This is a genomic window from Promicromonospora soli (assembly GCF_014653785.1).
In the GTDB taxonomy this organism is placed as follows: Bacteria; Actinomycetota; Actinomycetes; order Actinomycetales; family Cellulomonadaceae; genus Promicromonospora; species Promicromonospora soli.
On record NZ_BNAS01000003.1, the window covers coordinates 102,595 to 128,506 of the forward strand.

Annotated in this window: 26 protein-coding genes; 21 read left to right on the top strand and 5 right to left on the bottom strand. The window is 70.8% G+C overall.

Annotated elements, in window-relative coordinates; all coding sequences use genetic code 11:
• The first annotated feature begins 13 nt into the window (after window positions 1-13).
• The 7 genes from IE250_RS10640 to rplQ all read left to right on the top strand — a co-directional run bounded on the left by IE250_RS10640 (window position 14) and on the right by rplQ (window position 4,066).
• Window positions 14-475, top strand: a complete 462-nt coding sequence (locus tag IE250_RS10640) for a hypothetical protein (protein ID WP_189669283.1) — start codon at window positions 14-16, stop codon at window positions 473-475.
• A 296-nt stretch (window positions 476-771) separates the two neighbouring features.
• On the top strand, window positions 772-993 hold the full coding sequence (gene infA, locus IE250_RS10645; protein WP_116673604.1) for a translation initiation factor IF-1: 222 nt from the start codon (window positions 772-774) through the stop codon (window positions 991-993).
• A 127-nt stretch (window positions 994-1,120) separates the two neighbouring features.
• Window positions 1,121-1,234 (top strand): 50S ribosomal protein L36, encoded by a 114-nt coding sequence (gene rpmJ / locus IE250_RS10650; protein WP_003956441.1) that lies wholly within the window; start codon window positions 1,121-1,123, stop codon window positions 1,232-1,234.
• A gap of 183 nt (window positions 1,235-1,417) precedes the next feature.
• Window positions 1,418-1,792, top strand: a complete 375-nt coding sequence (gene rpsM / locus IE250_RS10655) for a 30S ribosomal protein S13 (RefSeq protein WP_182620576.1) — start codon at window positions 1,418-1,420, stop codon at window positions 1,790-1,792.
• Between the two features lie 76 nt (window positions 1,793-1,868).
• Complete coding sequence (gene rpsK / locus IE250_RS10660; RefSeq protein WP_020016139.1) at window positions 1,869-2,273, top strand: 30S ribosomal protein S11; 405 nt, start codon at window positions 1,869-1,871, stop codon at window positions 2,271-2,273.
• Between the two features lie 186 nt (window positions 2,274-2,459).
• Entirely contained in the window at window positions 2,460-3,476 is a 1,017-nt protein-coding gene (locus IE250_RS10665; RefSeq protein ID WP_189669284.1) for a DNA-directed RNA polymerase subunit alpha, read from the top strand.
• 56 nt (window positions 3,477-3,532) lie between these two features.
• A complete protein-coding gene (gene rplQ / locus IE250_RS10670) occupies window positions 3,533-4,066 on the top strand; it encodes a 50S ribosomal protein L17 (RefSeq protein WP_189669285.1) in 534 nt (177 codons plus the stop codon).
• A gap of 84 nt (window positions 4,067-4,150) precedes the next feature.
• Here the strand turns inward: rplQ and IE250_RS10675 are convergent, their stop codons facing one another.
• Window positions 4,151-4,909, bottom strand: coding sequence for an ROK family protein (locus IE250_RS10675; protein WP_189669286.1), 759 nt, complete (start codon window positions 4,907-4,909; stop codon window positions 4,151-4,153).
• 47 nt (window positions 4,910-4,956) lie between these two features.
• Between IE250_RS10675 and IE250_RS10680 the strand changes: the two genes are divergently transcribed.
• A complete protein-coding gene (locus tag IE250_RS10680; protein WP_189669287.1) occupies window positions 4,957-5,856 on the top strand; it encodes a tRNA pseudouridine synthase A in 900 nt (299 codons plus the stop codon).
• Between the two features lie 4 nt (window positions 5,857-5,860).
• Here the strand turns inward: IE250_RS10680 and IE250_RS10685 are convergent, their stop codons facing one another.
• A complete protein-coding gene (locus IE250_RS10685; protein WP_189669288.1) occupies window positions 5,861-6,286 on the bottom strand; it encodes a DUF5709 domain-containing protein in 426 nt (141 codons plus the stop codon).
• A gap of 283 nt (window positions 6,287-6,569) precedes the next feature.
• Between IE250_RS10685 and rplM the strand changes: the two genes are divergently transcribed.
• The 4 genes from rplM (at window position 6,570) to IE250_RS10705 (ending at window position 9,932) form a co-directional block, all read left to right on the top strand.
• Window positions 6,570-7,019: a 50S ribosomal protein L13 gene (gene rplM, locus IE250_RS10690; RefSeq protein WP_189669289.1), complete on the top strand. Its 450-nt coding sequence runs from the start codon at window positions 6,570-6,572 to the stop codon at window positions 7,017-7,019.
• Between the two features lie 44 nt (window positions 7,020-7,063).
• A complete protein-coding gene (rpsI, locus tag IE250_RS10695; RefSeq protein ID WP_189669290.1) occupies window positions 7,064-7,549 on the top strand; it encodes a 30S ribosomal protein S9 in 486 nt (161 codons plus the stop codon).
• Window positions 7,550-7,658: 109 nt separating this feature from the next.
• A complete protein-coding gene (gene glmM, locus IE250_RS10700; RefSeq protein ID WP_189669291.1) occupies window positions 7,659-9,023 on the top strand; it encodes a phosphoglucosamine mutase in 1,365 nt (454 codons plus the stop codon).
• A gap of 180 nt (window positions 9,024-9,203) precedes the next feature.
• A complete protein-coding gene (locus IE250_RS10705) occupies window positions 9,204-9,932 on the top strand; it encodes a DedA family protein (RefSeq protein ID WP_229872341.1) in 729 nt (242 codons plus the stop codon).
• A gap of 129 nt (window positions 9,933-10,061) precedes the next feature.
• Here the strand turns inward: IE250_RS10705 and coaA are convergent, their stop codons facing one another.
• Window positions 10,062-11,057 carry a type I pantothenate kinase gene (gene coaA, locus IE250_RS10710; RefSeq protein ID WP_229872342.1) on the bottom strand — a complete coding sequence of 332 codons (996 nt, stop codon included), beginning with the start codon at window positions 11,055-11,057 and terminating at the stop codon, window positions 10,062-10,064.
• Window positions 11,058-11,178: 121 nt separating this feature from the next.
• Between coaA and glmS the strand changes: the two genes are divergently transcribed.
• The 4 genes from glmS (at window position 11,179) to IE250_RS10730 (ending at window position 15,262) form a co-directional block, all read left to right on the top strand.
• Window positions 11,179-13,080: a glutamine--fructose-6-phosphate transaminase (isomerizing) gene (glmS, locus tag IE250_RS10715; RefSeq protein WP_189669292.1), complete on the top strand. Its 1,902-nt coding sequence runs from the start codon at window positions 11,179-11,181 to the stop codon at window positions 13,078-13,080.
• 325 nt (window positions 13,081-13,405) lie between these two features.
• Entirely contained in the window at window positions 13,406-13,762 is a 357-nt protein-coding gene (locus IE250_RS10720; RefSeq protein ID WP_189669293.1) for a nucleoside triphosphate pyrophosphohydrolase family protein, read from the top strand.
• 26 nt (window positions 13,763-13,788) lie between these two features.
• Window positions 13,789-14,616, top strand: a complete 828-nt coding sequence (locus IE250_RS10725; RefSeq protein ID WP_229872343.1) for an alpha/beta fold hydrolase — start codon at window positions 13,789-13,791, stop codon at window positions 14,614-14,616.
• Window positions 14,617-14,911: 295 nt separating this feature from the next.
• Window positions 14,912-15,262 (top strand): holo-ACP synthase, encoded by a 351-nt coding sequence (locus IE250_RS10730; protein ID WP_189669702.1) that lies wholly within the window; start codon window positions 14,912-14,914, stop codon window positions 15,260-15,262.
• Between the two features lie 90 nt (window positions 15,263-15,352).
• Here IE250_RS10730 and IE250_RS10735 read toward each other — a convergent pair whose 3' ends face one another.
• Window positions 15,353-16,402 (bottom strand): TIGR03560 family F420-dependent LLM class oxidoreductase, encoded by a 1,050-nt coding sequence (locus IE250_RS10735; protein WP_189669294.1) that lies wholly within the window; start codon window positions 16,400-16,402, stop codon window positions 15,353-15,355.
• A gap of 99 nt (window positions 16,403-16,501) precedes the next feature.
• Between IE250_RS10735 and IE250_RS10740 the strand changes: the two genes are divergently transcribed.
• The 5 genes from IE250_RS10740 (at window position 16,502) to IE250_RS10760 (ending at window position 25,138) form a co-directional block, all read left to right on the top strand.
• A complete protein-coding gene (locus IE250_RS10740; protein WP_189669295.1) occupies window positions 16,502-18,253 on the top strand; it encodes a bifunctional ADP-dependent NAD(P)H-hydrate dehydratase/NAD(P)H-hydrate epimerase in 1,752 nt (583 codons plus the stop codon).
• A gap of 65 nt (window positions 18,254-18,318) precedes the next feature.
• A complete protein-coding gene (locus IE250_RS10745; RefSeq protein WP_189669296.1) occupies window positions 18,319-18,783 on the top strand; it encodes a hemerythrin domain-containing protein in 465 nt (154 codons plus the stop codon).
• A gap of 282 nt (window positions 18,784-19,065) precedes the next feature.
• Window positions 19,066-21,405 carry a helix-turn-helix transcriptional regulator gene (locus IE250_RS10750; protein ID WP_189669297.1) on the top strand — a complete coding sequence of 780 codons (2,340 nt, stop codon included), beginning with the start codon at window positions 19,066-19,068 and terminating at the stop codon, window positions 21,403-21,405.
• 357 nt (window positions 21,406-21,762) lie between these two features.
• Window positions 21,763-24,717: a choice-of-anchor G family protein gene (locus tag IE250_RS10755; RefSeq protein WP_189669298.1), complete on the top strand. Its 2,955-nt coding sequence runs from the start codon at window positions 21,763-21,765 to the stop codon at window positions 24,715-24,717.
• A gap of 136 nt (window positions 24,718-24,853) precedes the next feature.
• Window positions 24,854-25,138: a hypothetical protein gene (locus IE250_RS10760; protein ID WP_189669299.1), complete on the top strand. Its 285-nt coding sequence runs from the start codon at window positions 24,854-24,856 to the stop codon at window positions 25,136-25,138.
• Window positions 25,139-25,149: 11 nt separating this feature from the next.
• Here IE250_RS10760 and IE250_RS10765 read toward each other — a convergent pair whose 3' ends face one another.
• A complete protein-coding gene (locus tag IE250_RS10765) occupies window positions 25,150-25,911 on the bottom strand; it encodes a class I SAM-dependent methyltransferase (RefSeq protein ID WP_189669300.1) in 762 nt (253 codons plus the stop codon).
• Between the last annotated feature and the right edge of the window lies 1 nt (window position 25,912).

Consider the following 25,912-nt stretch of genomic DNA (forward strand, 5'->3'; position numbering starts at 1 on the left):
CTACGATCGCCCCGTGACCGACGAAGCCCACTCTCTGCCAGCCGCCGCCGGCTCTCAGCCGTCCGGCGAGGACACCAAGCTCCGTGGGGACACCACCTACGCCACGCCGGCCCATGCGGTGCCGGGACAGGCACAAGGGCCCTGGTACACGCGGATCCTCCCGACCGCGGGCCGGGGCGTGAGGCGATTCGGGCTCTGGCTCGCCGCCTGGGGCCGTCGGCTCGCGCCAAGCCCTTTCCTGTGGGTCGGCATCGTGCTCGGGTTCGGCACCTCGCTCCTGGTGTGGGAGTCGGTCCTGCTGCTCGGCATCGTGGCCTGGCTGCTCGGTGTATGGCTCTGGGTGGCACGCGGGAACTCGGTGCTGGTCGCGCTCGGCCTCGGCATCGTGCTCGGCTGGTTGCCGATGCTGTTCTTCTTCGTCAACAGCCTGCCGCACACGATGATCGGTCTCCCCGGGGTCGAGTACGACCTCTGAGCGGCCCTTTCGTGGTGAGGCTCACGGCCCTGGGCGTGCGTCGCCGTCGTCCAGCGCTTTGAATGCTTTCCGAAGTGACGTAGGCTAGATCGCTGGGTGTAGTCCGTTCAACGCCTCCAGTTCCTGAAAGGGTGCCATAGGCGCCTGCCGGTCCCCGCACGTGCGGGGCGCAGGCCGAGGCACACGAGGTAGGCGGCACACGGACGCACACGACATCCACACCCGACTGTTGGCTTCGCAGGGTTCCTGCGGTGCCGTGGGCGTGGAAGCAGTCACGACGAGAGTTAGCGGAGGATATGGCAAAGAAGGACGGTGTCATCGAGATCGAGGGCAGTGTGATCGAGGCTCTGCCGAACGCGATGTTCCGCGTCGAGCTGTCGAACGGTCACAGGGTTCTCGCGCACATCTCGGGCAAGATGCGGCAGCACTACATTCGGATCCTCCCTGAGGACCGCGTAGTGGTGGAGCTCAGCCCGTACGACCTGTCCCGCGGCCGGATCGTCTACCGCTACAAGTAGTCAGTCCCCGATCCGGGGCTATGTCACTCGCGGCCTGGCCGGAGGTGACGTCGCCGCACGATCGACCACCTACGACACTGCTGCGTGCGTACCCGGGAAACCGGACGTCCGTGGTGGAGGAAACCCGATGAAGGTCAAGCCGAGCGTCAAGAAGATCTGCGACAAGTGCAAGGTGATTCGCCGGCACGGTCGCGTCATGGTGATCTGCGACAACCTGCGCCACAAGCAGCGCCAGGGCTGATCACACTCCGGGCATTCGCCCGGGTCGGTGGCTGAGGCCACCACCAGCGCACCACCTCGAACCTCTCCCCGCGGCCCGCCGCACAGGAGGGGGGAACCCTCGGTCCGGAGGCCGGGGCCCGCGTGAATCGCGGGATGGCGGTGCGGTAGACCTCCGACGAGCAGTACAGGAGCCGGAAGGCACATGGCACGTCTTATCGGCGTCGACCTCCCCCGCGACAAGCGGCTTGAGGTTGCGCTCACTTACATCTTCGGTGTGGGTCGTACCCGCGCGAAGGAGACCCTGGCCGCCACGGGCATCAGCCCGGACGTCCGCGTGAAGGACCTCGGCGACGCCGAGCTCGTTGCGCTCCGTGACTACCTCGAGGGCAGCTTCAAGCTCGAGGGTGACCTCCGCCGTGAGGTTGCCGCCGACATCCGCCGCAAGGTCGAGATCGGCACCTACCAGGGCCTGCGCCACCGTCGCGGCCTGCCGGTGCGTGGTCAGCGCACCAAGACCAACGCGCGCACCCGCAAGGGTCCCAAGCGCACCGTCGCGGGCAAGAAGAAGGCCCGCTGATAGCAGTCCGTGGAGCGGTCGGCTCACCGAGCTGAGACCGCCCCGGTCCGATCAGACCAGGAGATTTCGAAAACACATGCCTCCCAAGACTCGCGCCGCCGCCGGCCGCAAGCCGCGCCGTAAGGACAAGAAGAACGTCCCGCTCGGCCAGGCGCACATCAAGTCCACCTTCAACAACACGATCATCTCGATCACCGACCCGTCCGGTGCCGTGGTGTCGTGGGCCTCTGCCGGCCACGTCGGCTTCAAGGGCTCGCGTAAGTCCACCCCGTACGCCGCGCAGATGGCAGCCGAGTCGGCCGCTCGCCGCGCGCAGGAGCACGGCGTCAAGAAGGTCGACGTCTTCGTGAAGGGCCCGGGTTCCGGTCGCGAGACCGCGATCCGTTCGCTCCAGGCGACCGGCCTCGAGGTCGGCTCGATCCAGGACGTGACGCCCCAGGCTCACAACGGCTGCCGCCCCCCGAAGCGTCGCCGCGTCTGATGTTTGTTGCGCCGCGGTGCGGCCGCGCGGCCCGAGGGCCGCGGGACCGCACCGCGATCGCGACGTTCGCTCACCGCTCGCGGTGAGCACCTTCGCCTGGACGGTGACAGAGATCCGTCTGGGCCGCGAGAGATCGCAAGCCGTGATGCGTCATATAGCGGACGCACACTCGAAAGGACACCCACAGTGCTCATCGCACAGCGCCCCACGCTGACCGAAGAGGTCATCTCGGAGAGCCGTTCCCGCTTCTCCATCGAGCCGCTCGAGCCTGGCTTCGGCTACACGCTCGGCAACTCGATGCGTCGCACCCTGCTGTCGTCCATCCCGGGCGCGGCCGTCACGTCCATCCGTATCGACAACGTGCTGCACGAGTTCAGCACCGTGTCGGGCGTGAAGGAAGACGTCACCGAGATCATCCTCAACATCAAGAACCTCGTCGTCTCCTCGGAGAACGACGAGCCCGTCGTGATGTACCTGCGCAAGCAGGGCGCCGGCACCGTGACCGCCGCGGACATCGTTCCGCCGGCGGGAGTCGAGGTCCACAACCCCGACCTGCACATCGCCACCCTCAACGACAAGGGCAAGCTCGAGATCGAGCTGACCGTCGAGCGGGGTCGTGGGTATGTGTCCGCCGCGCAGAACAAGCAGTTCGACGCGGAGATCGGGCGCATCCCGGTCGACTCGATCTACTCGCCCGTCCTCAAGGTCACGTACAAGGTCGAGGCCACCCGAGTCGAGCAGCGCACCGACTTCGACAAGCTCATTGTCGACGTCGAGACCAAGCAGGCGATCACGCCTCGCGACGCGCTCGCATCGGCTGGCAAGACCCTGGTCGAGCTGTTCGGCCTGGCACGTGAGCTGAACGTCGAGGCCGAGGGCATCGAGATCGGCCCGTCGCCGACGGACACCGCGCTGGCCGCGGACCTGGCGCTGCCGATCGAGGAGCTCAACCTCACCATCCGTTCGTACAACTGCCTCAAGCGCGAGGGCATCCACCAGGTGGGCGAGCTTGTGGCTCGCAGCGAGGCGGACCTGCTCGACATCCGCAACTTCGGTGCAAAGTCGATCACCGAGGTCAAGGAGAAGCTGGCCGAGCTCGGCCTCAGCCTCAAGGACTCGCCGCTGGACTTCGATCCGGCGAGCGCTTCGTACTTCGATGCTGGCGACTCCGCGGCCTACAGCGGCGACGAGCAGTCGTACTGACGTCCCGCGCCCGGCCCTAGGCCGGGCGCGCGGAACCACTTCCAAGGAGACAAGTAATGCCTACCCCCACCAAGGGTCCGCGGCTCGGCGGTAGCCCGGCTCACGAGCGCCTGATTCTCGCGAACCTGTCGACCTCCCTCTTCGAGCACGGCCGCATCACGACCACCGAGACCAAGGCCAAGCGCCTGCGTCCGCTGGCTGAGCGCCTGATCACGTTCGCGAAGAAGGGCGACCTTTCCGCCCGTCGCCGCGTGCTCACCGTCGTGCGTGACAAGGGCGTGGTGCACACGCTCTTCACCGAGATCGCCCCGGCCATGGCCGAGCGCAACGGTGGCTACACGCGCATCACCAAGATCGGCACCCGCAAGGGCGACAACGCGCCGATGGCGGTCATCGAGCTCGTCACCGAGCCCGTGAGCCCCAAGCAGGCCGTCGTGAAGGAGGCCACCAAGGCAGCCGAGAAGGCCGCCGACGTGACCGACGCACCGGTCGAGGACGCCGCCGTCGAGGAGACCCCGGCCGAGGACGTCAAGGACGCCCCGGTCGACGACGCTACCGCGGAGACCACCGAGGAGAAGAAGGAGGCCTGAGCCTCCCTTCCTTCCCTGCACTGACGCCGGGCCGCACCCTCTCCACGGAGGGTGCGGCCCGCTGTCATGTTCGACGGATCCCGGCTACGCGAGGGGGAGGTCCCAGGCTCGGGCGCCGCCTACCAGTGCTGCCGAGTTCGGGACTATCACGACGTCGTCGCCGAGGCGGGCGAGGGCCGACGGCGTGATGCACCGCGAGTTGCCGCCCCCGATGTAGAGCCGGTCCCAGTGGAAGACGGGCCGCAGCCCGTCGACGACGGAGACCACCCGCCGTGACCACAGCCCGTCCCCGAGCCGACGCCGTTCCGGCTCGCCGATGTACTGGTCGTACGTGAGGCTGCGGCGCACCGGGGCATGTGACCACTCCAGGTGCGGCGCGATGCGCCCGCCGTGGAACATCGCCGTCCCGAGGCCGGTGCCGAGCGTGATGACGAGCTCGAGGCCCGACGCCGCGACGACGCCCGCGCCGTGCACCTCGGCGTCGTTCAGGACGAGGGCGGGCAGCCCGAGGCGAGCGGAGACCGCCGCCTGCATGTCGAAGCTGCGCCATGCGTCGGCGAGTGCGGGGACCACGCGTGAGCGTGGCCCCGACCTGGTGATGTAGTGCGGCGTGTGCACCACGACGCCGCTGCGGATCATGCCGGGCATTCCGACGGTGGCGCGCGCCGCCGCCGGCAGGTCGGTGGCGATCTTCGCGATCGTGTCGACGAGCAGCTCGGGCGGCAGCGGGTAGGGCGTCGGCACTCGGACGGGTGCCGCGTGTGCGGTCCCGGACGCGTCGAGTACAGCTGCCTTGATCCCGCCGCCGCCACAGTCGACCGCCAGCGTGAGGGTGTCTGCCATGAAGTCACTGTACGAACCCCGGCGGGGGTATCGGGGAAGATGGCTGCGTGAACGAGTTCATCAGGGTCCGTCTCGACCTTGCCTACGACGGAACGGACTTCGCCGGCTGGGCCCGTCAGCCGGGCCTGCGCACCGTGGAGGGCGCCCTCGACGACGGCCTCGCCCGGATCTTGCGCAGCGAACAGCTGGGCCGGGCGACACCCCGGTTCACGGTTGCCGGCCGCACCGACTCGGGCGTCCACGCACGCGGGCAGGTGGCGCACGTCGATATCGAGGCCGACGACTGGGCCAGGCTGCCGGGCCGCTCCGGCCGCGCCCCTGGGGAGGCCCTGGTGTCCCGCCTGACGGGCGTGCTCCCCGGCGACGTCGTCGTGCGCAGGGCCGCGCCGGCACCCGTGGGCTTCGACGCTCGCTTCTCCGCCCTGCGCCGCCGCTACACCTACCGGATCGCCGACGCCCCCGAGCTGCGCGACCCCCTGCGCCGCCGGCACGTCCTGTGGACCCGCAAGCCGCTCGACGTCGCCGCGATGGACGCCGCCGTCCGCCCGCTCACCGGCGTGCGCGACTTTGCCTCCTACTGCAAGCCCCGGCCCGGTGCGACGACCATCCGTGAGCTGCAGCGCATCGCCTGGGAGCGGCCCGTCGACGGGCCCGATGCGGGGCTCGCCGTCGGGCACGTCGTCGCCGACGCGTTCTGCCACAACATGGTGCGCGCGCTCGTCGGAGCGTCGATGGGGGTGGGGGAGGGGCGCCGCCCGGTGACCTGGCCCGCGGACCTCCTGGCGAGCCGACGCCGGGACGCGGGTGTCTTCGTCGTGCCGCCGGAGGGCCTCTGCCTGGAGGAGATCACGTTCCCGCCCGACGCGGAGCTCGCGGCGCGCGCCGACGCCGTCCGGGCGAAGCGGATGGACGAGGACGTCTGGGAAGAGACCAGCGCGGCGACGTAGTCGGTCAGGGCTCCTCTACCCAGTGGACCGCGGCCTCCTCGGCGCTCGCCCCGGCGCCGTCGATGCCCGCGTCCGTGCCGTACAGGTCGTTCTCGCGGTAGCCGTCCTCGGCTGCGTAGCTGCCCGGGTCCGCGTCGGGGTCAGAGACGAGCCGGCCCGCGCGGGAGGTGTCGGCGCGGTCGAGCGGGTTCGCCTGCCAGACGTCCGGCTCTTCCTCGCTGAGGCGCAGGTCCATCGACTCGCCGTGGCGTTCCTCCCACGAGGTCTCGCCCCAGTGGTTCTTGCGGGGGCGGTCGGGCGGCGAGTACCCCTCGTCGAGCATGTCCTTTGAGCCCCGGTCGTACAGGGTGTCCTCGGACGGGAGCTGGTCGGTGTCGCCCTCGGCGATCCCGTCCGGTCCTGGCATCGTGGCTGGGGTTTCCTCGGTCATGCTTCTACCGTGACACCAGTTCGGCCTCGACGCCAGAGTGCGGACGTGTCGAACCTCATGCTGACGAAACTGCCCCGAGGCCGCCTACGCTTTGACCCCTGGGGAACCTGCCGGGTACTCTAATGAGTCGTTGTGCTTTGTCACCGACGTCCTGCGTCAGCAGCGAGCCCACTCGCGTGCCGACGAACGGCCCGGACGTCATTCTGACCCCCGCGCACAACGACCTGACTCTTCGGGCGCCGCTTCTCGCCCGACGACACCGAAAACGAAAAGGTTACGAACCGTGCGTACGTACACCCCCAAGCCCGGCGACGTCCAGCGCGACTGGTATGTCGTCGATGCGACCGACGTCGTCCTGGGCCGCCTGGCAAGCCAGGTCGCCATCTTGCTGCGCGGGAAGCACAAGCCGACTTTCGCCCCGCACGTCGACGGCGGTGACTTCGTCATCATCATCAACGCTGACAAGGTCGCGCTGAGCGGCAACAAGCGTGAGACCAAGATCGCCTACCGCCACTCGGGTTACCCGGGCGGCCTCACGGCCACCCCGTACGGCGAGTTCCTGGACACCAAGCCGGAGCGCGCCATCGAGAAGGCCGTGCGCGGCATGATCCCCAAGACCTCGCTCGGTCGGACGCAGATGACCCACCTGAAGGTCTACGCAGGCTCTGAGCACCCGCACACGGCGCAGCAGGCCAAGCCGTTCGAGATCACCCAGGTTTCGCAGCAGGCCTGACGCCGCTGCCGGATCGCAACGCTGAAGGACGCGAGGACACCACAGTGGCCGAGACCACCGTCGACATCGAGCAGGGCGCCGAGACGCCCAGCAACTACACCACCGAGACTGCTGCGCCCGCAACGCGCGGTTCGTCCATCACCGCCCCGGCTCAGGCCCTCGGGCGCCGTAAGGAGGCCGTGGCGCGTGTTCGCCTCGTCCCCGGCACCGGCACCTGGAAGGTCAACGGTCGCACCCTCGAGGAGTACTTCCCGAACAAGGTGCACCAGCAGCTGGTGAACTCCCCGCTGCAGCTGGTCGAGGTCGAGGGCCGCTTCGACGTCATCGCCCGGATCACGGGTGGCGGCACGTCGGGCCAGGCCGGCGCACTGCGCCTGGGCATCGCCCGCGCGCTGAACGCCATCGACGAGGACGCCAACCGCGCCGAGCTCAAGAAGGCCGGCTTCCTCCGGCGTGACGACCGCAAGGTCGAGCGCAAGAAGGCCGGTCTCAAGAAGGCCCGCAAGGCTCCGCAGTACAGCAAGCGCTGATCCAGCGCCTGGCTGGGTGGCCCCGCCGAACAGTGTCGACACTGTTCGGCGGGGTCATCTGTGTTACCGCCCACTACGGTGGGAACCGAACGATCTGAGGAGAACCGGCATGGGCAGGCTGTTCGGCACCGACGGAGTTCGGGGCCTCGCCAACAAGGACATCACGGCGGAGCTGGCACTGGAGCTGGGCGCCGCCGCCGCGCGGGTTCTGACCGCGAAGGGTGAGCTGCTGGGCCCGCGTCCGCGGGCCGTCGTCGGGCGGGACACCCGCGCGTCGGGCGAGTTCCTCGCGGGCGCGGTGGCAGCGGGCCTCGCGTCCGCGGGCGTGGACGTGGTGATGCTCAACGTGCTGCCCACACCCGCGCTGGCCTATCTGGTGACGGAGCTGGAGGCCGACCTCGGTGTCATGGTCTCCGCCTCGCACAACCCCATGCCGGACAACGGCATCAAGTTCTTCGCCCGCGGCGGGCTCAAGCTCGACGACGCCGTCGAGGACGCCATCCAGGCAACGCTGGGCGACGACTGGGAGCGCCCCACGGGCGCCGACGTCGGACGCATCCGCACGGACGGCCAGGCAGCCGCTGTGCGCTACGTGCGGCACCTGACCGACAGCGTGGGCACCACCCCGGACCACCGGCCCCTCGAGGGCCTGCGCATCGCGCTCGACTGCGCCAACGGCGCCGCGAGCGAGGTGGGCCCGGAGGCGCTGCGCGCTGCGGGCGCCGACGTCGTGGTGATGAACGCCAGCCCGGACGGCCGGAACATCAACGAGAAGTGCGGCTCCACGCACCCCGAGCAGCTGCAGGCGGTCGTCGTGGCGTCCGAGGCGGACTTCGGTGTCGCGTTCGACGGCGACGCCGACCGCTGCGTCGCCGTCGACCACACCGGCGCCATCGTGGACGGCGACCAGATCCTCGGGATCCTCGCCACCGCGCTCAAGGAGGAGGGCCGCCTGCCGGGTGACACCCTCGTGGTGACCGTCATGAGCAACCTTGGCCTCATCCTCGCGATGCGACGGCGGGGGATCACGACGGTGCAGACCGCAGTCGGCGACCGGTACGTGCTGGAGGAGATGCGCGCCAAGGGGTTCAGCCTGGGCGGGGAGCAGTCCGGCCACATCATCCTGGCGGACCACGCAACGACGGGCGACGGCGTCCTCGCGGCGCTGCATCTCGCAGCGCGGGTCAAGGCGTCGGGCAAGCGACTGGGTGATCTCGCGGGTGAGATCGAGCGCCTGCCGCAGACCCTCGTCAACGTGCGCGGTGTGGACAAGTCCCGGGCGGGCACGGACGAGGGCGTGCAGACCGCCGTGGCGGACGCGACAGCACGTCTCGGCGACACCGGCCGGGTGCTGCTGCGCCAGTCGGGCACGGAGCCGCTGGTGCGGGTCATGGTCGAGGCCCCGGTTCAGGACGAGGCGGACAAGGTGGCGGAGGATCTGGCCGCCGTCGTTCGGGAGCGGCTCGCGCTGTAGCGGCTCGAGCGGGGGGCGGCGGGGCAGGAGTGAACGGCCCGTGAATCCTTGGAAGCGGGGTTCTACCAGGGGCACCCCCGATGCGATTCAGGGGCACCCCTTGCGTAGGCTGGCGTTAGGCACTATGAGGTGCCGCTCTTCGCCACCCGGGTAGTGCCCGGCCGTAACTTTCGAGGTCCCGTGCTCGAACTCATTTCCACAGTCCTGAGCGCCACCGAGGTGTGGATCCTCGCGATGGCTGCCTCGCCGTGGATCTACCCGGCCATGTTCGCGTTCGCGACCATCGACGGCTTCTTCCCGCCGCTGCCGAGCGAGTCCGTGGTGATCACGCTGGCGGTCTCCGCGCACAGCACGGGCACGCCCTGGATCTGGCTCGTGCTGGTGGCCGCGGCGGCCGGTGCGTGGGTGGGCGACCAGATCGCGTACCAGATCGGACGCATGATCGGCACCGACCGTGTGCCGTTCCTGCAGACACCGCGCGGACGCCGGGCCGTGGCCTGGGCGGAGCGCGCACTGGCCCGGCGCGGAGCATCGTTCATCCTGGCGGCGCGCTACATCCCGATCGGCCGCGTGGCCGTGAACATGACGGCGGGCGCCGTCGGCTACCCACGTCGTCGGTTCATGTTCATCGCCGCGATCGCGGCGGTCATGTGGGCGTTCTACTCGGCCGGGATCGGCCTCGTCGCCGCGCAGTGGCTGGGGCACGAGCCGCTGCTCGCAATCTCCATCGGCGTCGTGCTGGGCGTGGCGATGGGCTTCGTCGTGGACAAGGTGGTGGGCTGGTTCTCGCACCGGGAGCTCGACGACGACGTCCACCCGGCCGGAGGGCACGACGGCGGCAAGGGTGCCGACCAGAAGGTGACCGTCCCGCCGTCGGACTCGGACGGCGCGACCGGCGCCGGCGCCTAGCCGGAGGATCGACTCCCCGGGGCAGCCGAAAGCCCGAGCGCGGCATCGTCGCCGGCTCGGGCCTTGCCAGGTCAGTGTGGCGTCGACGGGTCGACGCGAGGATCGGCCAAGGTCATCGGCCGAGTGCGGTCAGAGCTTGCGCAGCCGGACCCGCTGCACCGCGTGGTCCGAGCCCTTGGTGAGCACCAGGGTCGCGCGGCCCCGCGTGGGCAGGATGTTCCGCTCGAGGTTGGGCGCGTTGATGGACTCCCAGATCAGCAGTGCGCGCTCCGTCGCCTCCTGGTCGGAGAGCGACGCGTACCGCCGGAAGTAGGAGTCGGGCTTCGTGAACGCGGTGCGGCGCAGCTCGAGGAACCGTTCCACGTACCACTGCCGGATGTTCCGGGTCCGGGCGTCCACATAGATCGAGAAGTCGAAGAAGTCGCTCACCGCGACGGTCGACTCGTCGACGGCGGACGGCCGGGCCGGCTGCAGCACGTTGAGCCCCTCGACGATGAGCACGTCGGGCTTGCGGACCACCATCTCCTGGCCCGGCACGATGTCGTACGTGACGTGCGAGTACACGGGCGCGCGCACCTCCGCCTGCCCGGCCTTGATGCGGGACAGGAACCGGATCAGGGCGCGCCGGTCGTACGACTCGGGGAAGCCCTTGCGCTCCATCAGGCCCCGCCGTTCGAGCTCCGCGTTCGGGTAGAGGAACCCGTCGGTGGTGATGAGCTCGACGCGCGGCGTCTCGGGCCAGCGGGCGAGCATCTCGCGCAGGACACGCGCCGTCGTCGACTTGCCGACGGCCACCGAGCCCGCGACCCCGATGACGTAAGGGGTGCGGGGCGGGTCCTCGTGCAGGAAGGTCGACGTCGCGTCGTGCAGGCCACCAGTGGCCATCACGTAGAGGTTGAGCAGGCGTGACAGGGGGCGATAGATCGCGTCGACCTCGGCCAGGTCGATCGGGTCACCGAGACCGCGCAGGCGCTCGACGTCCTCGTCGGTCAGCGGCAGCGGAGTGGACGCCGAGAGGCGGCTCCAGGCCGCTCGGTCGAGATCCACGTAGGGCGAGGACGGGGCGAGGGCGAGCAGATGCTCGCCGAGGTCCGTCGTCGGATACTGGGAAACCACCTGCAGCATTGTGCCCCACCTGGCGTCGTGAATCGCTACCGGCCGTGGCGGCCGTCCGTGGCGGGCGGCACAGCCGCCCTGTGAGCCCCGTCATGCGGGCCGGACCAGAACCCTCGTTAGACTCGCCCGCATGTGTGGGATTGTGGGTTACACGGGAACTGTAGCGACTACGGCGGACGGCAACGCCTCGGGTGCTGCCACGCCGTCGGGCACGCCTCTCGACGTAGCCATCGAAGGGCTGCGCCGGCTGGAGTACCGCGGGTACGACTCGGCCGGCGTGGCGCTCGTCGCGCCAGGGCTGGACGGCATCGCCTGGGCGAAGAAGTCCGGCAAGCTCGCCAACCTGATCGAGGCGCTCGACAACGACCCCCTGCCCCTTGCGACCGCGGCGATCGGGCACACGCGCTGGGCCACGCACGGCGGCCCCACCGACGCGAACGCGCACCCCCACCTGGCCGACGGCGACCGGCTCGCCGTGATCCACAACGGCATCGTCGAAAACTTCGCCCAGCTCAAGGCCGAGCTGCTGGCCGACGGCGTGACGTTCCGCTCCGAGACCGATACCGAGGTGGCTGCTCACCTCATGGCCAAGGCGTACCGCGAGACGGGGAACCTGACGCAGGCCATGACGGCCGTTGCCGGCCGCCTGCACGGCACGTTCACGCTGCTCGCCGTGCACGCGGACGCACCCGAGACGGTGGTGGGCGCCCGGCACGACTCCCCGCTCGTGGTGGGGCTCGGCGAGGGCGAGAACTTCCTGGGTTCCGACGTCGCGGCGTTCATCGCGCACACCAAGGAGGCGCTCGAGCTGGGCCAGGACCAGGTGGTGACCATCACGCCGACGTCAGTGGCCGTGACCGACTTCGACGGCAAGCCCGCCGAGGCCAAGCGCTACACCGTGGACTGGGACGCGGCCGCCGCGGAGAAGGGTGGCTTCGCGTCCTTCATGGACAAGGAGATCCACGACCAGCCGCAGGCGGTCGCCGACACGCTGCTCGGCCGGACGGACGCCGCCGGCGCGCTCGTGCTGGACGACCTGCGGATCGACGAGTCGGTGCTGCGCGCGGTGAACAAGATCATCGTCGTCGCCTGCGGCACCGCCGCCTACGCCGGGCACGTGGCGAAGTACGCGATCGAGCACTGGTGCCGCATCCCCGTGGAGGTCGAGCTCGCGCACGAGTTCCGCTACCGCGACCCGATCGTCGACGAGCGCACCCTGGTGGTGGCCGTGACCCAGTCCGGCGAGACCATGGACACGCTGATGGCCGTGCGGCACGCGCGCGAGCAGGGTGCCAAGGTGATCTCGATCGTCAACACCCACGGTTCGACGATCCCGCGTGAGTCCGACGCCGTGCTGTACACGCACGCCGGCCCCGAGATCGCCGTCGCCTCCACCAAGGCCTTCCTCGCGCAGATCACCGCCGCGTACGTGCTGGGCCTGTACCTGGCGCAGCTGCGCGGCAACAAGTTCCCCGACGAGATCGTCGCGCTGCTCGACGAGCTGCGGGCCATGCCGCGCAAGATCCAGACGGTCATCGAGCGCGGCGAGTACGTGCGCGCGACCGCGCGGTCCATGGAGAAGTCCGACAAGGTGCTGTTCCTGGGGCGGCACGTCGGGTTCCCGGTGGCCCTGGAGGGCGCGCTCAAGCTCAAGGAGCTCGCATACATCCACGCCGAGGGCTTCGCCGCCGGCGAGCTCAAGCACGGGCCGATCGCCCTGATCGACGAGGGGCAGCCCGTGTTCGTGGTCGTGCCCTCGCCGCGGGGCCGCGACACCCTGCACTCCAAGGTCGTCTCCAACATCCAGGAGATCCGGGCCCGCGGCGCGCGCACCCTCGTGATCGCCGAGGACGGCGACGACGAGGTGGCCAAGTACGCCGACGAGATCTTCTGGATCCCGCAGGCGCCCACGCTGCTCCAGCCCCTGCTGGCGGTGGTGCCGCTGCAGATCTTCGCCATGGCGCTCGCCACCGCGAAGGGTCTGGACGTGGACCAGCCGCGCAACCTCGCCAAGTCCGTGACGGTGGAGTAGCCGGTCCGTCGTCCGGCGGGTCGAACCGCAAGCTGGTCGCTGTGTGAGCGTCGAACCGCAGGTTGGACGTGATCGGGGCCGTCGAACCGCAGGTTGGTCGTGTTTGCGCGTGTCGAGCCGCAAGGGACCCGTCCATCCGGGCTCGGACTGACGTGTCGGATGCGGTTCGGCGCTCAGATCCACCCACAAGTTGCGGTTCGACGCCGGTGGTGGACCCGTTGGACGGGTGGCTTGCGGTTCGGCGCGGTGGCGTGGACGCGCAACCTGCGGTTCGGCGCTCGATGGCCGGCGTGGTGAGCGCAGGGGCTGTGGCACGCTCGGCCGGGTGGACCTCAAGAATCTCTCGGACGAAGTCGAGATCATCAGCCGTGTCTATGCGCGGGTGCACGGCGTGGAGCGCACCGACGACTGGCTCGTGCTGAAGCTCCACGAGGAGGTCGGCGAGCTCACCCAGGCGTTCCTCAACCTGTCCGGACGTTCCAGGGACCGGGGTCTGTCCGACGACGAGACACGCGACGCGTTCCGCGGCGAGGTAGCGGACGCGCTCGCGCAGCTGCTGCTCGTCGCCCGGCGGTTCGACGTCGACCTGTCCGAGGAGCTGGAGCGCAAGTGGTTCCGCTGGCGGCACCTGGTCCGGCCGGAGGACACCGCGGGCATCCGGGATGTCGGTGGTCCCGTCTAGCCTGTGGCCCGACGAGAGGGGCGTGCATGGCGTACGTGGAGGTCGACGGGGTTCAGGTGCACTACGTGGAGCACGGGCCGGCCGGGCCTGGGGTGGCGACGGCGGTGCTGGTCCATGGGTTCCCGGTGGATCACCGGATCATGACTGGCTCGTTCGAGGCGGTCTTCGCGGAACGCCAGGGCTGGCGTCGCGTCTACGTCGACCTGCCGGGCATGGGCCGCACGGCGGCGCCCGACGTCGGGAGCACCGACGACGTCTTCCGGATCCTGCGCGGGACGGTCGAGGCGCTGGTGCCCGAGGGTGCGTACGTCGTCGTCGGGCAGTCGTACGGCGGGTACCTGGCACGCGGGCTCGTCGCCGCCGACCCGGAACGGGTGGCGGGCCTGGCCGCGGTGGTGACCGTGGTCGAACCGCGCCACGAGCTGCGGCAGCTCCCTGGCCGCCAGGTGCTGGTGCGAGACCCGGCGCTCGCCGAACGGGTCGGGGCCGAGGCGATCGCTGCGGAGGAGATCCTCGTCGTTCAGACCGACGAGACCTGGGAGCGAGCGCGCCAGGAGGCGGACCCCGGACTTGCCGCGGCCGATCCGGTCGTGACCGCGCGGATCGAGGCCGCCTACGCGGGTGCCTTCCCTGTCCAGGCCGTGCCGTTCGAGAAACCGACGCTCGTCCTCGTCGGGCGCCAGGACTCGGTGACCGGCTACCGCGAAGCGTGGGACCTCGTCGAGCACTACCCACGCGCGACGTTCGCCGTGCTGGACCGCGCGGGGCACGGGCTGGACCTGGAGCAGCGCGGGCTGTTCGAGGCGCTGGTGGGCGAGTGGCTGGACCGCGTCGAGGAGGCGCTCCCGGTCTGAGCCGGCGGGGAGAGGGCGTCAGCTCGACACCGCGACGACAACGAGCAGCGTGACGATCGCGGCGATCACGACGCCGAACACGACGACCATGACCACGGGGAAGGGGAGCTTGTCGTCGTCCTCCGTCATGGCAACCTCCTATGCACGAGAGGTGGCTGCCTGCCGGTACGATGCAGGCGCCACCTTTACCTCTGCATTACGGTAATAGGGTGCCGCAAAACGGGCATCCTGCGCAAGGTCCGAGGGTGAAGACCTGATGGAGCAGGTGACCGACGCCGGGAACTACGCTGAGCCCATGATCATCGGGACGGGCATCGACGTGGTCGACGTTGACCGGTTCATGGAGGCCCTCGATCGCACGCCCCGGCTGCGCGAAAAGTTGTTCACCGAGGCCGAGCGCGAGCTGCCGCCGTCATCCCTGGCCGCGAGGTTCGCAGCGAAGGAGGCCATCGCGAAGTCGCTCGGCGCGCCCGGCAACCTCAGGTGGCACGACGTGACCGTGCACCGCACCGTGGGCGGCCCGCCGAGGATCGACGCGAGCGGCACCGTCGCCGCCCGTGCCGCCGAGCTGGGTGTGCGCACCTGGCACATCACCATCTCGCACGATGCGGGGATCGCGTCCGCGATGGTGATCGCTGAGGGCTGACCCGCCGAGATAGAACCAGGGCGGGACGAACCACGCGAGTTCGTCCCGCCCCAGTTCTATCTCGGCCTGGTTCTATCTCGGCGAACGGGGCTACTGGAGCTCGGGGATGACCTGCTTCTCGAAGAGCTCGATGCCCGTCTGGTCGTAGGCCGCCTCCTGGAAGTACGTGATCGCGTACTCCAGGCCGCGTGACCGCATGCCCTGAAGCCGCTCGACGATCTGCTCGGGCGTGCCGACCAGGAGCCCGTTCCGCCAGGTGTTGATCTCGTGCTCGGCCTTCTCCGGGGCCCACTTGCGCAGGTGCGCCTCGATCCAGGCCAGCCGCTCGGCGACGTCTGCCTCGGTCTGGCCGATCACCACGTTGTAGTCCGCCGACCGGGTGATCTCGCCGAAGTCCCTGCCCACGTCCTTGCAGTGCGCCTCGAGAACGCTCGACTTGTGCGTGAATCCCTCGGGCGTGCCGTCGAAGTTGGTGTACTGGGCGTGCTGCGCGGCGATGCGCAGCGTCTTCTTCTCGCCTCCGCCCGCGATCCACAGCGGGAGGGACGGGACCTCGGCGCCCCCGTCGCCCACCGGAAGCTGCTGCAGCGGCTGCGGGTAGCAGAGCGCGCCGTCGACCTGGTACTGCTTGCCCTCGAACGTGCCCGAGGATCCGGTGCGCCACATGTTCGCCATGATCTGCACGCCCTCGTCGAGCGCGCGCAGGCGCTCGCCCGCGGACGGGAAGCCGTAGCCGTAGGCGCGCCACTCGTGCTCGTACCAGCCGGCGCCGATGCCCATCTCGACGCGGCCGCCGGACACCGTGTCGATGGTCGAGGCCACCTTGGCGAGGTGGGCCGGGTTGCGGTACGCCATGCAGGTGCACATCTGGCCCAGGCGGACGCGCTGGGTGGCCGCCGCAAACGCGGCCATGAGGGACCAGGCCTCGTGCGTCGCCTCCGTGGTCGGCTGCGGGACGGTGTGGAAGTGGTCGTACACCCAGGCCGAGGTCCACGCGAACTCGCCGCCGGGGACCGCCTCGCCGGCTGCCTGGTTCTCCGCGCGGTGTACTAGGGACAGCATGGAAGCCCACTGGTCGGCGGGCGCGATGTCGACCAGGTCGAGGCGCCAGCCCTGCGGGATGAAGAGTCCGAATCGCATGGTCCGACCCTATGCCGACAGGGTTCGGGAAGGGAGGGGCGGTCCAAATCGCCCGGAACTGGTACCTCGGACCGTGGCGGAAGCGGCACTATAGGCCCTGTGAAAGATGCGTGGAGTGCCGACGAGGTGCGCAAGGCCGAAGAGCCGCTGATCGCCGCGGGTGAGCCGCTCATGGCCAGGGCGGCGTACGCACTGGCTCAGGCAGTGCTCCGCGAGGTGGCCGCCCGGCCCGTCGGCGGGCACCCGACCCGTCGCAGGGCCGTACGCCCCAGCGGCGTCCGGCTGCGCGGCAGCCTCGGCTCCGACGGGCTGCCCGGTACCGCCCGGGTCCGGCCCGGCCGCTCGGCCGGCACCCGGGGCGACGTGCGCGGTGCGCGCGCCCTGCTGCTCGTCGGCCCCGGCAACAACGGGGGCGACACCCTGTTCGCCGGCGTTCACCTGGCGCGGCGTGGCATGACGGTCACGGCCGTCCTCGCCTCCTCGCGCGTCCACGACGAGGGCCTCGCCGCGTTCGAGGCCGCCGGCGGGCACGTCGTCAAGCTGGCCGACGCCCGGGTCCCGTCCGTCGTCCAGTCCGCCCGTATGTCCGACGTCCTGCTGGACGGCCTGGTCGGCGTCGGCGCGCGCGGCGCGCTGCGACCGCCCGCCGGCGGCCTGGTGCGCGCCCTCGCGGACGCCCGCGAGGCAGCGGGGGAGCGGTGGCCGTACACCGTCGCAGTCGACATCCCGAGCGGTATCGGCGTGGACGACGGCGTAGTGGGCGGCCCTGTCCTGCCCGCTGACCGCACGGTGACGTTCGGCGCGCTCAAGCCCGGCCTGCTCCTGCCGCCGGCGGCGCTGATCGCCGGTGAGATCGAGCTGGTCGACGTCGGCTTCCCCACTCCCTCCGGGAGCGACCAGTGGGCCAGCGCGGCGCAGCGCGTCGCGCTGGGCCGCCACTCGATGGGCAGTACGGACATCGGGTCGGGCAGGGTGCAGCGGATGGAGCCGGGCGACGTGGCTGCTCTGTGGCCGACCCCCGGCGCCCGGGACCACAAGTACACGCGGGGCGTCGTCGGCGTGATCGCGGGCACGAGCACCTACCCGGGCGCGGCGGTACTCGCGACGTCGGGTGCGGTGCGCGCCGGCGCCGGGATGGTGCGCTACCTGGGCCCCGAGGCCGTCGGCACGCGCGTGCTCCTGGCCCGCCCAGAGGTGGTCGTCGCGGGCGGCCGCGTCCAGGCCTGGGTCCTCGGGCCCGGCGTCACCCCCTTCGACCCGGAGGAAGGCCCGGACGCGGACGGCCAGGCCCGCCGGATCTTCGGGGCGCTCGCGGCCGTGACCGGGGTGCTTTCGGAGGACGTGACCGGCGGCAAGATGCCCGCCGTGATCGACGCGGGCGCGCTCACGATGCTGGAGCACCGGCTCCCGGCGTGGGCGGTGCTGACCCCGCACGCCGGCGAGCTGGCGGAGCTGCTGCAGGGGCTCGGGCACGAGGTCGACCGTGCGGATGTCGAGGCGCGGCCGCTGCACTGGGTGCGCACGGCGCACCAGGCGACCGGCGCCACCGTGCTGCTCAAGGGCGCGATCACGGTGGTGGCCGGCCCGGGGGCCGCGTACGCACAGGCGGACGCGCCGGCCTGGACCGCTACCGCCGGGGCGGGCGACGTGCTGGCGGGCATCCTCGGGACGCTGCTCGCGGGACGCTCGGCCGAGGTCGTCCAGGACGAGACCCTGGCGGCGCGCCTCGCGGCCGCGGCGGTGCTGGTGCACGGGCGGGCGGCGGCGCGGGCGTCGGCGGGCGGGCCGGTCGCCGCGCTCGAGATCGCCCACGCGGTGCCCGCGGTGCTCGCCGAGCTGCTGAGCGACTGACGCCGGCGTCGGCGCCCGGCGTCGGCGCCCGGCGTCGGCACCGCCGCCCGGCTAGGCTGACGGCGATGAGTCAACGCGTCGTCGCCTGGGGGCAGGAGCTCCGCGAGATCCACAACAGGCTGCGCGACGCCCTCCGGGTGGCGCGGTCCGCCGTCGAGGACGGCGGGTCCGGTCCGACGGCGGCACGGGACCTACAGCTCTACTGCGTCGGCTTCTGCGTGGCGCTCACCGGCCACCACCGCAGCGAGGACGCGACGCTGTTCGACGTCGTGCTGGCGGCCGAGCCGGGGCTCGCGCCCGTGGTCGCCGACCTGAAGCGGGACCACTCCATGCTGGACCACCTGCTGGGCGAGCTGGAGCGCGCCGCGACGTCTGGCGCGGACCGGGATGAGCTGCTGCGGCACCTCGACGGCATCGAGGCCGTCATGGAGACGCACTTCCGGTTCGAGGAGAAGAAGCTTGTCGCCGCTCTCGACGGCGCGGACCGTCCCGAAGCCGACAGGCAGGTAATGCTCGGCCCGCTGGCGTGACGTCAGAGCTTTATGAAATGGGCATTCCGGAAGTATTTCCTTCAACGCGACCCTTCTCATGCATGCCCGAGATGCGCCATGTAGAACCGTAATTTCCCGGTACCACAGGTTCATCCTGCACGATTCACCTCCTGCCATAGACTCCTGAGCGCTCGCCATCAATGTTCATGTAAGCCGCGAATTGGGGTGTGCGTGACATCAAGTTTCGGGCCTTCCGTGGCCGTGCCTACGGCGACGTCGTGGGCACGAGGGAGCCAGGCAGGCAGCAGGGGGAGGGACCGCATGGTCCACGGGCGTGATCGAGAGCTGCGGGTCATCGGGCACTTCGCAACCGACTTGGACCCGACGGTCCTCGTCGTGCGCGGGCTGAGCGGGATCGGCAAGACCGCTACGGTGCTCCACGCGCTGAAGCAGGTCGGCGCGGGGGCGTCGGCGGTCCGGGTGGTTCGCTCGTGCTCGCCACGACCCTCGGCGCACGACCTGGACAGCAGCCGGCGCATCGACCTGTCGGCCTGGTCGGTCACCGACCGCCTCGAGCACGAGCCCGCCTTCGACGCGTCCGGGTTCCTCCGGGCGGTATCGGCCTGGGCCGGTGGTGGCGGCGGGACCGGACCGCGTGTGCTCTTCGTCGACGACGTCGGCGTGCTGACCCCCGAACGCGCGCGCTGGCTCCAGAACCTGGCCGACGAGGCGTACGGGCAGGACTGGCGGGTGATCGCCGCCGTCCGCGGCATCGCCGTCGAGCCGCTCTCCGACGACGTCGAGGTGCTGGAGCTGGGCCCGCTCGACCGGGGATCCCTGCGGCGCGTGCTCGACATGGAGCTGAGCGTTCCGGTCGCGGCCGACGTCGTCGAGCACCTGCGCTGGTGGAGCGCCGGCAATCCCCGGCTCGCCCTCGAGCTCGCCGGGGCGCTGAGCGGTGCCGAGCTGCGCGGGGACGCCTCCTGGACCGGGCCCGAGGTCGTGGGCGCCGCTGCCCGGCGCGCCTACCGCGCGATGCTGGCCGGCCTCGACCCGGCGACGATGACCGCGCTGGCGGGCGCTCCGCTGGGCGACGTCTCCGTGGCCCGCCGCGACGGCCGCTCGACCGTGCGGCACCCGCTGCTGTCCCTGCTGTGCCGGGAGGTGCGCGGATCGGACGGAAAGGCGGACGGCCACGAGGCCGGCGGAGTGGGCCCGGACGTGACCGGGCCGGGCGCGGCGGCGAGCATCCTCGACGGGCTGCACCTGGACGAGCTGCCGGCGCGCGCCTGGGCCGTGGTGGCCGCGACTCCCGACCCGCGCCTGGCGGCGCGCGCAGTCGGGGTGTCGCTGATGACGGGCCGCGCGTGGGCGGACCACCCCGACGGTCCGCTGGTGCCGGGCCGGGTGGGTCCGGAGTGGACGGACCACCTGTGGTGGCGGCACCCCGCGGGCGTCGGCGAGGAGGCGCGCGCGGCGGGCGCTCGCGTCGCGGCCACGCTGCTGCGCCTGGAGGACTCCGGCGATCTGCCGGACCCCGCCGGGCTGCGGGCGGACCTCGGGCTGATCGGTCCGACACCCGGACAGGACTGGGTGGGCGTCGACCTCCAGGTGCGCGCCCTGCTGATGCTGGGCGACGTGGTCGGCGCGCGCAGCCTTATCGCCGACCACTCCGGCGCGACGCCGGGGAGGACCGTTGCGGAGATCGTGGCGCGAGACCTCGCGGCTGCCCGGGTCGCCGCGTTCGACGGGCGGGCCATCGACGTCCGCACGCATCTCGCGCACGCGGCGGAGCTGCGTCCCTCGGTCGACGAGTGGCTGCCGGTCCGCGGGCTGCGCGCGTCGGCCGACGCCGTCGTCGACGGGACGGTCCCGGCCAGCACCATGCCTGCGCAGGCGGGCAGCTGGTCGGCGCGCGCGCTGGGTGAGTACGCCGCAGACCTCGGAGCCGCTCACCTCGTCGTCGGACAGGCGGAGCTGGCGGTCGCGCTGCTGACCATCGCGCTCGAGCACTGCGCCTGGCCGTACCGGGGCCGCGTCCAGGTGCGGTGCGACCTCGTGGAGGCCGTCATGGCGTCGACGCCGCCAGGTCAGGTAGGCCCACGCGTCCAGCGGCTGCTCGATCCGCCAGTGGCGCCCGACGAGCGGTCGGCCGTGGACGTCGCGGCGGCCTACTCCAGGCTCTGCGCCCTCCTGGCCGCCGACGGCACGCCGTCGGCCACCTTCGAGGCCGCTCTGCACGCTCCGCCGACGCCGATGTCGCCCTGGCAGCGCGTGCGCATGCTGGTGGCCTACGGCCGGTACGCCGTGACGCGCGGGGCCCGCTCAACGGGTACCGAGATGCTCGACGAGGCGCGGACGCTGGTGCGCCTGGCCGGGATGGCCGGGTGGCTGCGCGGTATCGACGTGTTCCTCGCCGAGGCGGAGACGAGCGGTGGTGCCGGCCCCGAGTGGGAGGTGCTCGCCCGCCCCGAGCGGGAGATGGTCCGGCTCGCAGTGCACGGTGCGACCAACTCGCAGATCGCTCAGGCGACGTTCGTGTCCGAGCGGACCGTCGTGAACCGCCTGCGCCGCGCGTACGCGACGCTGGGCATCCGGGATCGCCGGGATCTGGTCCGGCTCGCCGAGACCCGGCCCCCGGCCTGGCTCGTCGGCGGATAGCGCCCCCACGCAGATTTTTCACCCGCCATTGCCGCTACTTTTAACCCGGCATTTCGGACGACCTTCACTTCTTTCCGCCCATGTGCGTATGGGTTCCTTACGCGCGCCTCGAATCGGTCCGAACGCATCTCGAGTTGCGTTCCGTTGCGTCAGCGCACGATTACCGCCCTGCCTGGCAGGTCCCTGAGAACCACTGTTCCCTGATGGCCGGGAGCCGGTGTCTCTTGCGCCACTGCCCCGACGATCCGGACGTGATCACGTACCGATCCGGACGCTTTTTTAAGCGCGAATGTGGAGGAGTGAGTTCTTTTGAACCGAACGCCAGTACCGTCACGCCGACGTCGGAGGGGTGGCGCCATGTTGCGCCGATCCCTGGTGACGGTCGCGGCGACGGCAGTCGTGGTCACCGCCACGGGTCTGCCGGCAGTCGCCGTGGACAACTACCCGGACGAGCCGTCCGAGGCCGCTGCGAGCGTCCTCGACTCGACGCTCTTCCAGGAGGCGCTGCTCGCCGCCGCGTCGTCGGATGCGGGCTCTGTCTCGAACCCCGGCCCCAACGAGGGCAACCTGAACGTCGACCTTCTCGGGTCGGAGCTCATCAGCATCGGTGACGTCGAGGTCCCCCTCGACGAGATTCTCGACTTCGGTCAGCTCGGTGCGCTGGCCAGCAAGAGCGAGGCGTCGTCCGCAATCGACGCGCACGCGGTGTCCGGCCTGATCGGCGCGGACGGTGGCGTGACGCTGGACGGCGAGACCGAGGACTTCGGCAAGGCGTCCGTGGACGTCCTGTCGGCCGCACGCCTGCTGGGCGTCGACGGCCTCACCGACCAGATCGTCGACCAGCTGCTCCTGGAGCTGGGCGCAGGTGCGGCTGAGGTCACCGCCGAGGACGGCGTGATCCTGGACCAGGACGGCGTGGGTGGCCTCGGCCAGTACCGCGTCGGCGATGCCGACCTCGTCCTGCACTCCCCGGTCATCGAGGACGCTGCCTCGTCGATCTACGACATCGGCGGCACCATCGACACGACCGTCGAGGACCTCGTCAACGAGAACCTCGACATCAGTGCGCTGACCGGCCTGTTCGACGCGGTTCCGGGTGTTCCGACGCCCACGGTCACCGTGGACAGCGACATGCAGGAGAACCTGTTCCAGTCCGTCGTGGGGGAGCCGATCACCTCGGCGAACCAGCTGATCACCATCGACCTGTCGACCGGTGAGCTGGAGATCCACCTCGACAAGCTGGTGGACAACCCCGACGAGACCGAGGGCGGCCTCAACGAGCTGCCCCCGAACTACGAGCTCATCGACGACACGACCTACCCGCTGATCGCGGAGACCGTGCACGAGCTGATGCAGGAAGTCACCCGCATCCTCGTCGGCGCCATCGAGGACTCGCTGAACTCGGTGACGGTCAACCTCGCCTTCTACGAGGAGGGGCCGCTCGGCACCCTCGACGTGTCGTGGTCGATCCCGCTGGCGGACGCCGTGAACGGCGACTTCCCCGAGGCTGAGAACAACAGCACCGGCACGATGGCTCCGATCGCCACGGTTCTGGTGGGCACCATCAACACCACGGGCGGTGCGCTCGCGCCGATCCTTGCCCCGGTGTACGAGCTGCTGATCAGCGACGAGGGTGACAACATCTTCGAGCTGCTGATCAACGACATCACGACGGACGCCATCACCACGCCGATCCGCGAGATGCTCTCGCCGGTCTTCGACGTGCTGGCAGAGGTCCTCTCGATCACGATCAACCGCCAGGTGACCGAGACCTCGACCAACGCTTCGGGCGAGGACGTTGTCAGCTCGCTCGACCTGTCGGCGCTGAGCATCGCGCTCCTGCCGGCGAGCGAGGCCGCGCGGATCAACCTGGGCAACGCCGCTGTGCGCATCACGCCGGACGGCGACGGCGGACCGGGCGAGATCGACCCGTCGCTGACGGTCGACCCCGCTTCGGTCGCTCCGGGTCAGGCGACCCTGGCGTCGGGCGTGGGCTACACCCCGGACTCGACGGCCACCGTCCAGCTGATGGACCCCGAGGGCAACCCCGTGGGCGACCCGATCCCGGTGGACACGAACGCGGAGGGTGCCTTCACCGCCGAGGTCCCGGTTCCGGACGACGCCGACCTCGGCGACTATACGGTCATCGGCACCGACGACACGACGGGCGAGGCCGCTGAGGCCCCGCTGGAGGTCGTCGTCGGCTCCGACGTCTGTGCCACGGACCCGACGCTGACCGTCGAGCCGACCGCCGCCTACCCGGGCGACACCGTCTCGGTCGTGGGGCAGGGCTTCACGGCCGGTGTCCCCGTCGTCGTGCAGCTGCGTGACCTCGAGGGCAACGCGGTCGGCGAGCCGATCACGGTGACCCCGGACGAGGCCTGCGGTTTCATCACGGAGCTGATCATCCCCAGGGGTGCCGAGCCTGGCGACCACGTGGTCGAGGCACAGCCGGAGGACGGCAGCGAAGGTGCCGAGGCACCGCTCGAGATCCTCGACCCGGGCACCAACCCGCCCGCCGAGTGCACCGACCCGACCATCACGGCCGACCCGACAGTGGTCGAGGCGGGCGACGAGGTCATGATCACCGGTACGGGCTTCCCGGCCGGCGTGGACGTCACCGTCCAGCTCCAGGACACCGAGGGCAACGACATCGGTGGCCCGGTCAGCGTGACCGTTGACGCGGACTGCGGGTTCACCACTCCGATCACGGTTCCCGAGGGCACGCCCCCGGGCGTCATCATCGTGGACGCTCAGCCGGACGACGGCAGCGAGGGCGCGCAGACGCCGATCGCGGTCTCCGAGTCGCTCGGCGGCGGCAACGACCGTGACCTGAGCGCGCGGTTCGAGAAGCCGGCGGTCCGGCAGGGCGATGAGCAGACCTTCTACGCCTCGGGCTTCGACGCCGGTGAGGTTGTCGTCGGCATCATCAACTCGGAGCCGATCGCTCTCCCGGCCCAGGCCGCGGACAGCGACGGCAACGTCGAGTGGACCTTCACGGTCCCGAGGAACATGGACGTCGGTCCGCACCAGGGCATCGCCGTGAGCACGGCCGAAGGCGACTCCGCCATGGCCGAGTTCGATGTCCTGGCTGCCTCGTTCGACACCGGTTCGGATGGCGACGGCTCGGGTGCCAGCGGCGACCCGGACGACGGCCCGCTCGCCAGCACCGGTGCGAACGTGACGGCACTGGTCGCCGCCACGGTGCTGCTCCTCGGTGCCGGTGCGGTCATGATCAAGCGCCGGCGTGAGATCAGCCAGGCCTTCGCCACCGCGATGGGCCGGATGACGGACGACTCACGTCCCGTCTGACGATGCGTGCGTCTCTGACGCAGCAAGCAGGTGTCTGACGCAGCAGGACCGGCCCGGTGCGACGACGTCGCACCGGGCCGGTCCCGTTGGGAAGGGCCCGCAGAGGGCCCGGAGAATCAGATCGAAGGGGGACGACGTGCCCGAGGTGTCGTCGAAACGGCGGATGCTTCCGGCGATCGTCGCGGCAACCGCCATCGTCGCGCTCGTCGTGGCCGCGATCCTGGTCGTGGAGCAGGCCCTGCCTGCCGCACCGGCGCCGCGCGGCGTGGAACCCACGGTGTCGGGCAGCGTGGGGCTGAAGTGCGCGGAGAACGACCCGATCGCGCAGGAGCTCGCAAGTGGGTCCACGTGGACCATGTGCTGGCGGGTCGACCCGAGCCGAGGACTGGTGCTCGAGGACGTGAACGGGCAGCCGACCTAGGCGCCCTGAGCTCAGCCCTTCCGCGCCTCGACGAGCGTGCGACGGCTGTGGCAGACGAACGAGCCGTGCTCCACGATGTGCTCGTGCAGGGCGCGGAGGCGGTCCTGGTACTTGTCCACCGAGAAGTCGGGCACCGTCCACAGGACCTTGCGCAGGAAGTGCACGACCGCGGCCAGGTCGAAGAACTCGACCTTCGTCAGCGCGTCCTGGAGCCGCACGAGGTCGAGGCCGGCCTCGGACACCTGGGCGCGGACCTGGTCCAGGTAGCCGGCGTCGTCGTCCGCCTGCGGCCCCATGAGGAACTCGTACAGCGCGCGGTTGGAGCCCGCGCCGACCTCCTGGACGAGCAGCGTGCCGCCGGGCGCCAGCACCCGCGCGGCCTCGCGATACGGGAACGAGACCGGGTGGCGGCTCATGACGAGGCCGAACGTGTAGTCGTCGAAGGGGAGCGGGGCGTCGTCGTCGCCGACCAGGGTCACGACCCCGCCGAACGGCTCCAGCGCCGCGGAGGCGAGCTCGTGGTTCGGTGCCCAGCCCTCGGTGGCCCGCACGACGCCGGGCACGCGCGAGGCCACCCCCAGCGCCTCCGCGAAGACCTCGCCGCCGCCCGTGTCGACGTCGAGCACCGCGTCGACCTGACCCAGGCGCTCGCCGCAGAGCCGCACGTAGCCCCAGCCGGGGCGCTCCTCGGTGGCCCGCCCCGCGAACCAGGAGAAGTCCCAGCCGTCGGTGGGTACGGCCAGCCCCTCCGCGATCTCCTCGTCGAACGTCATG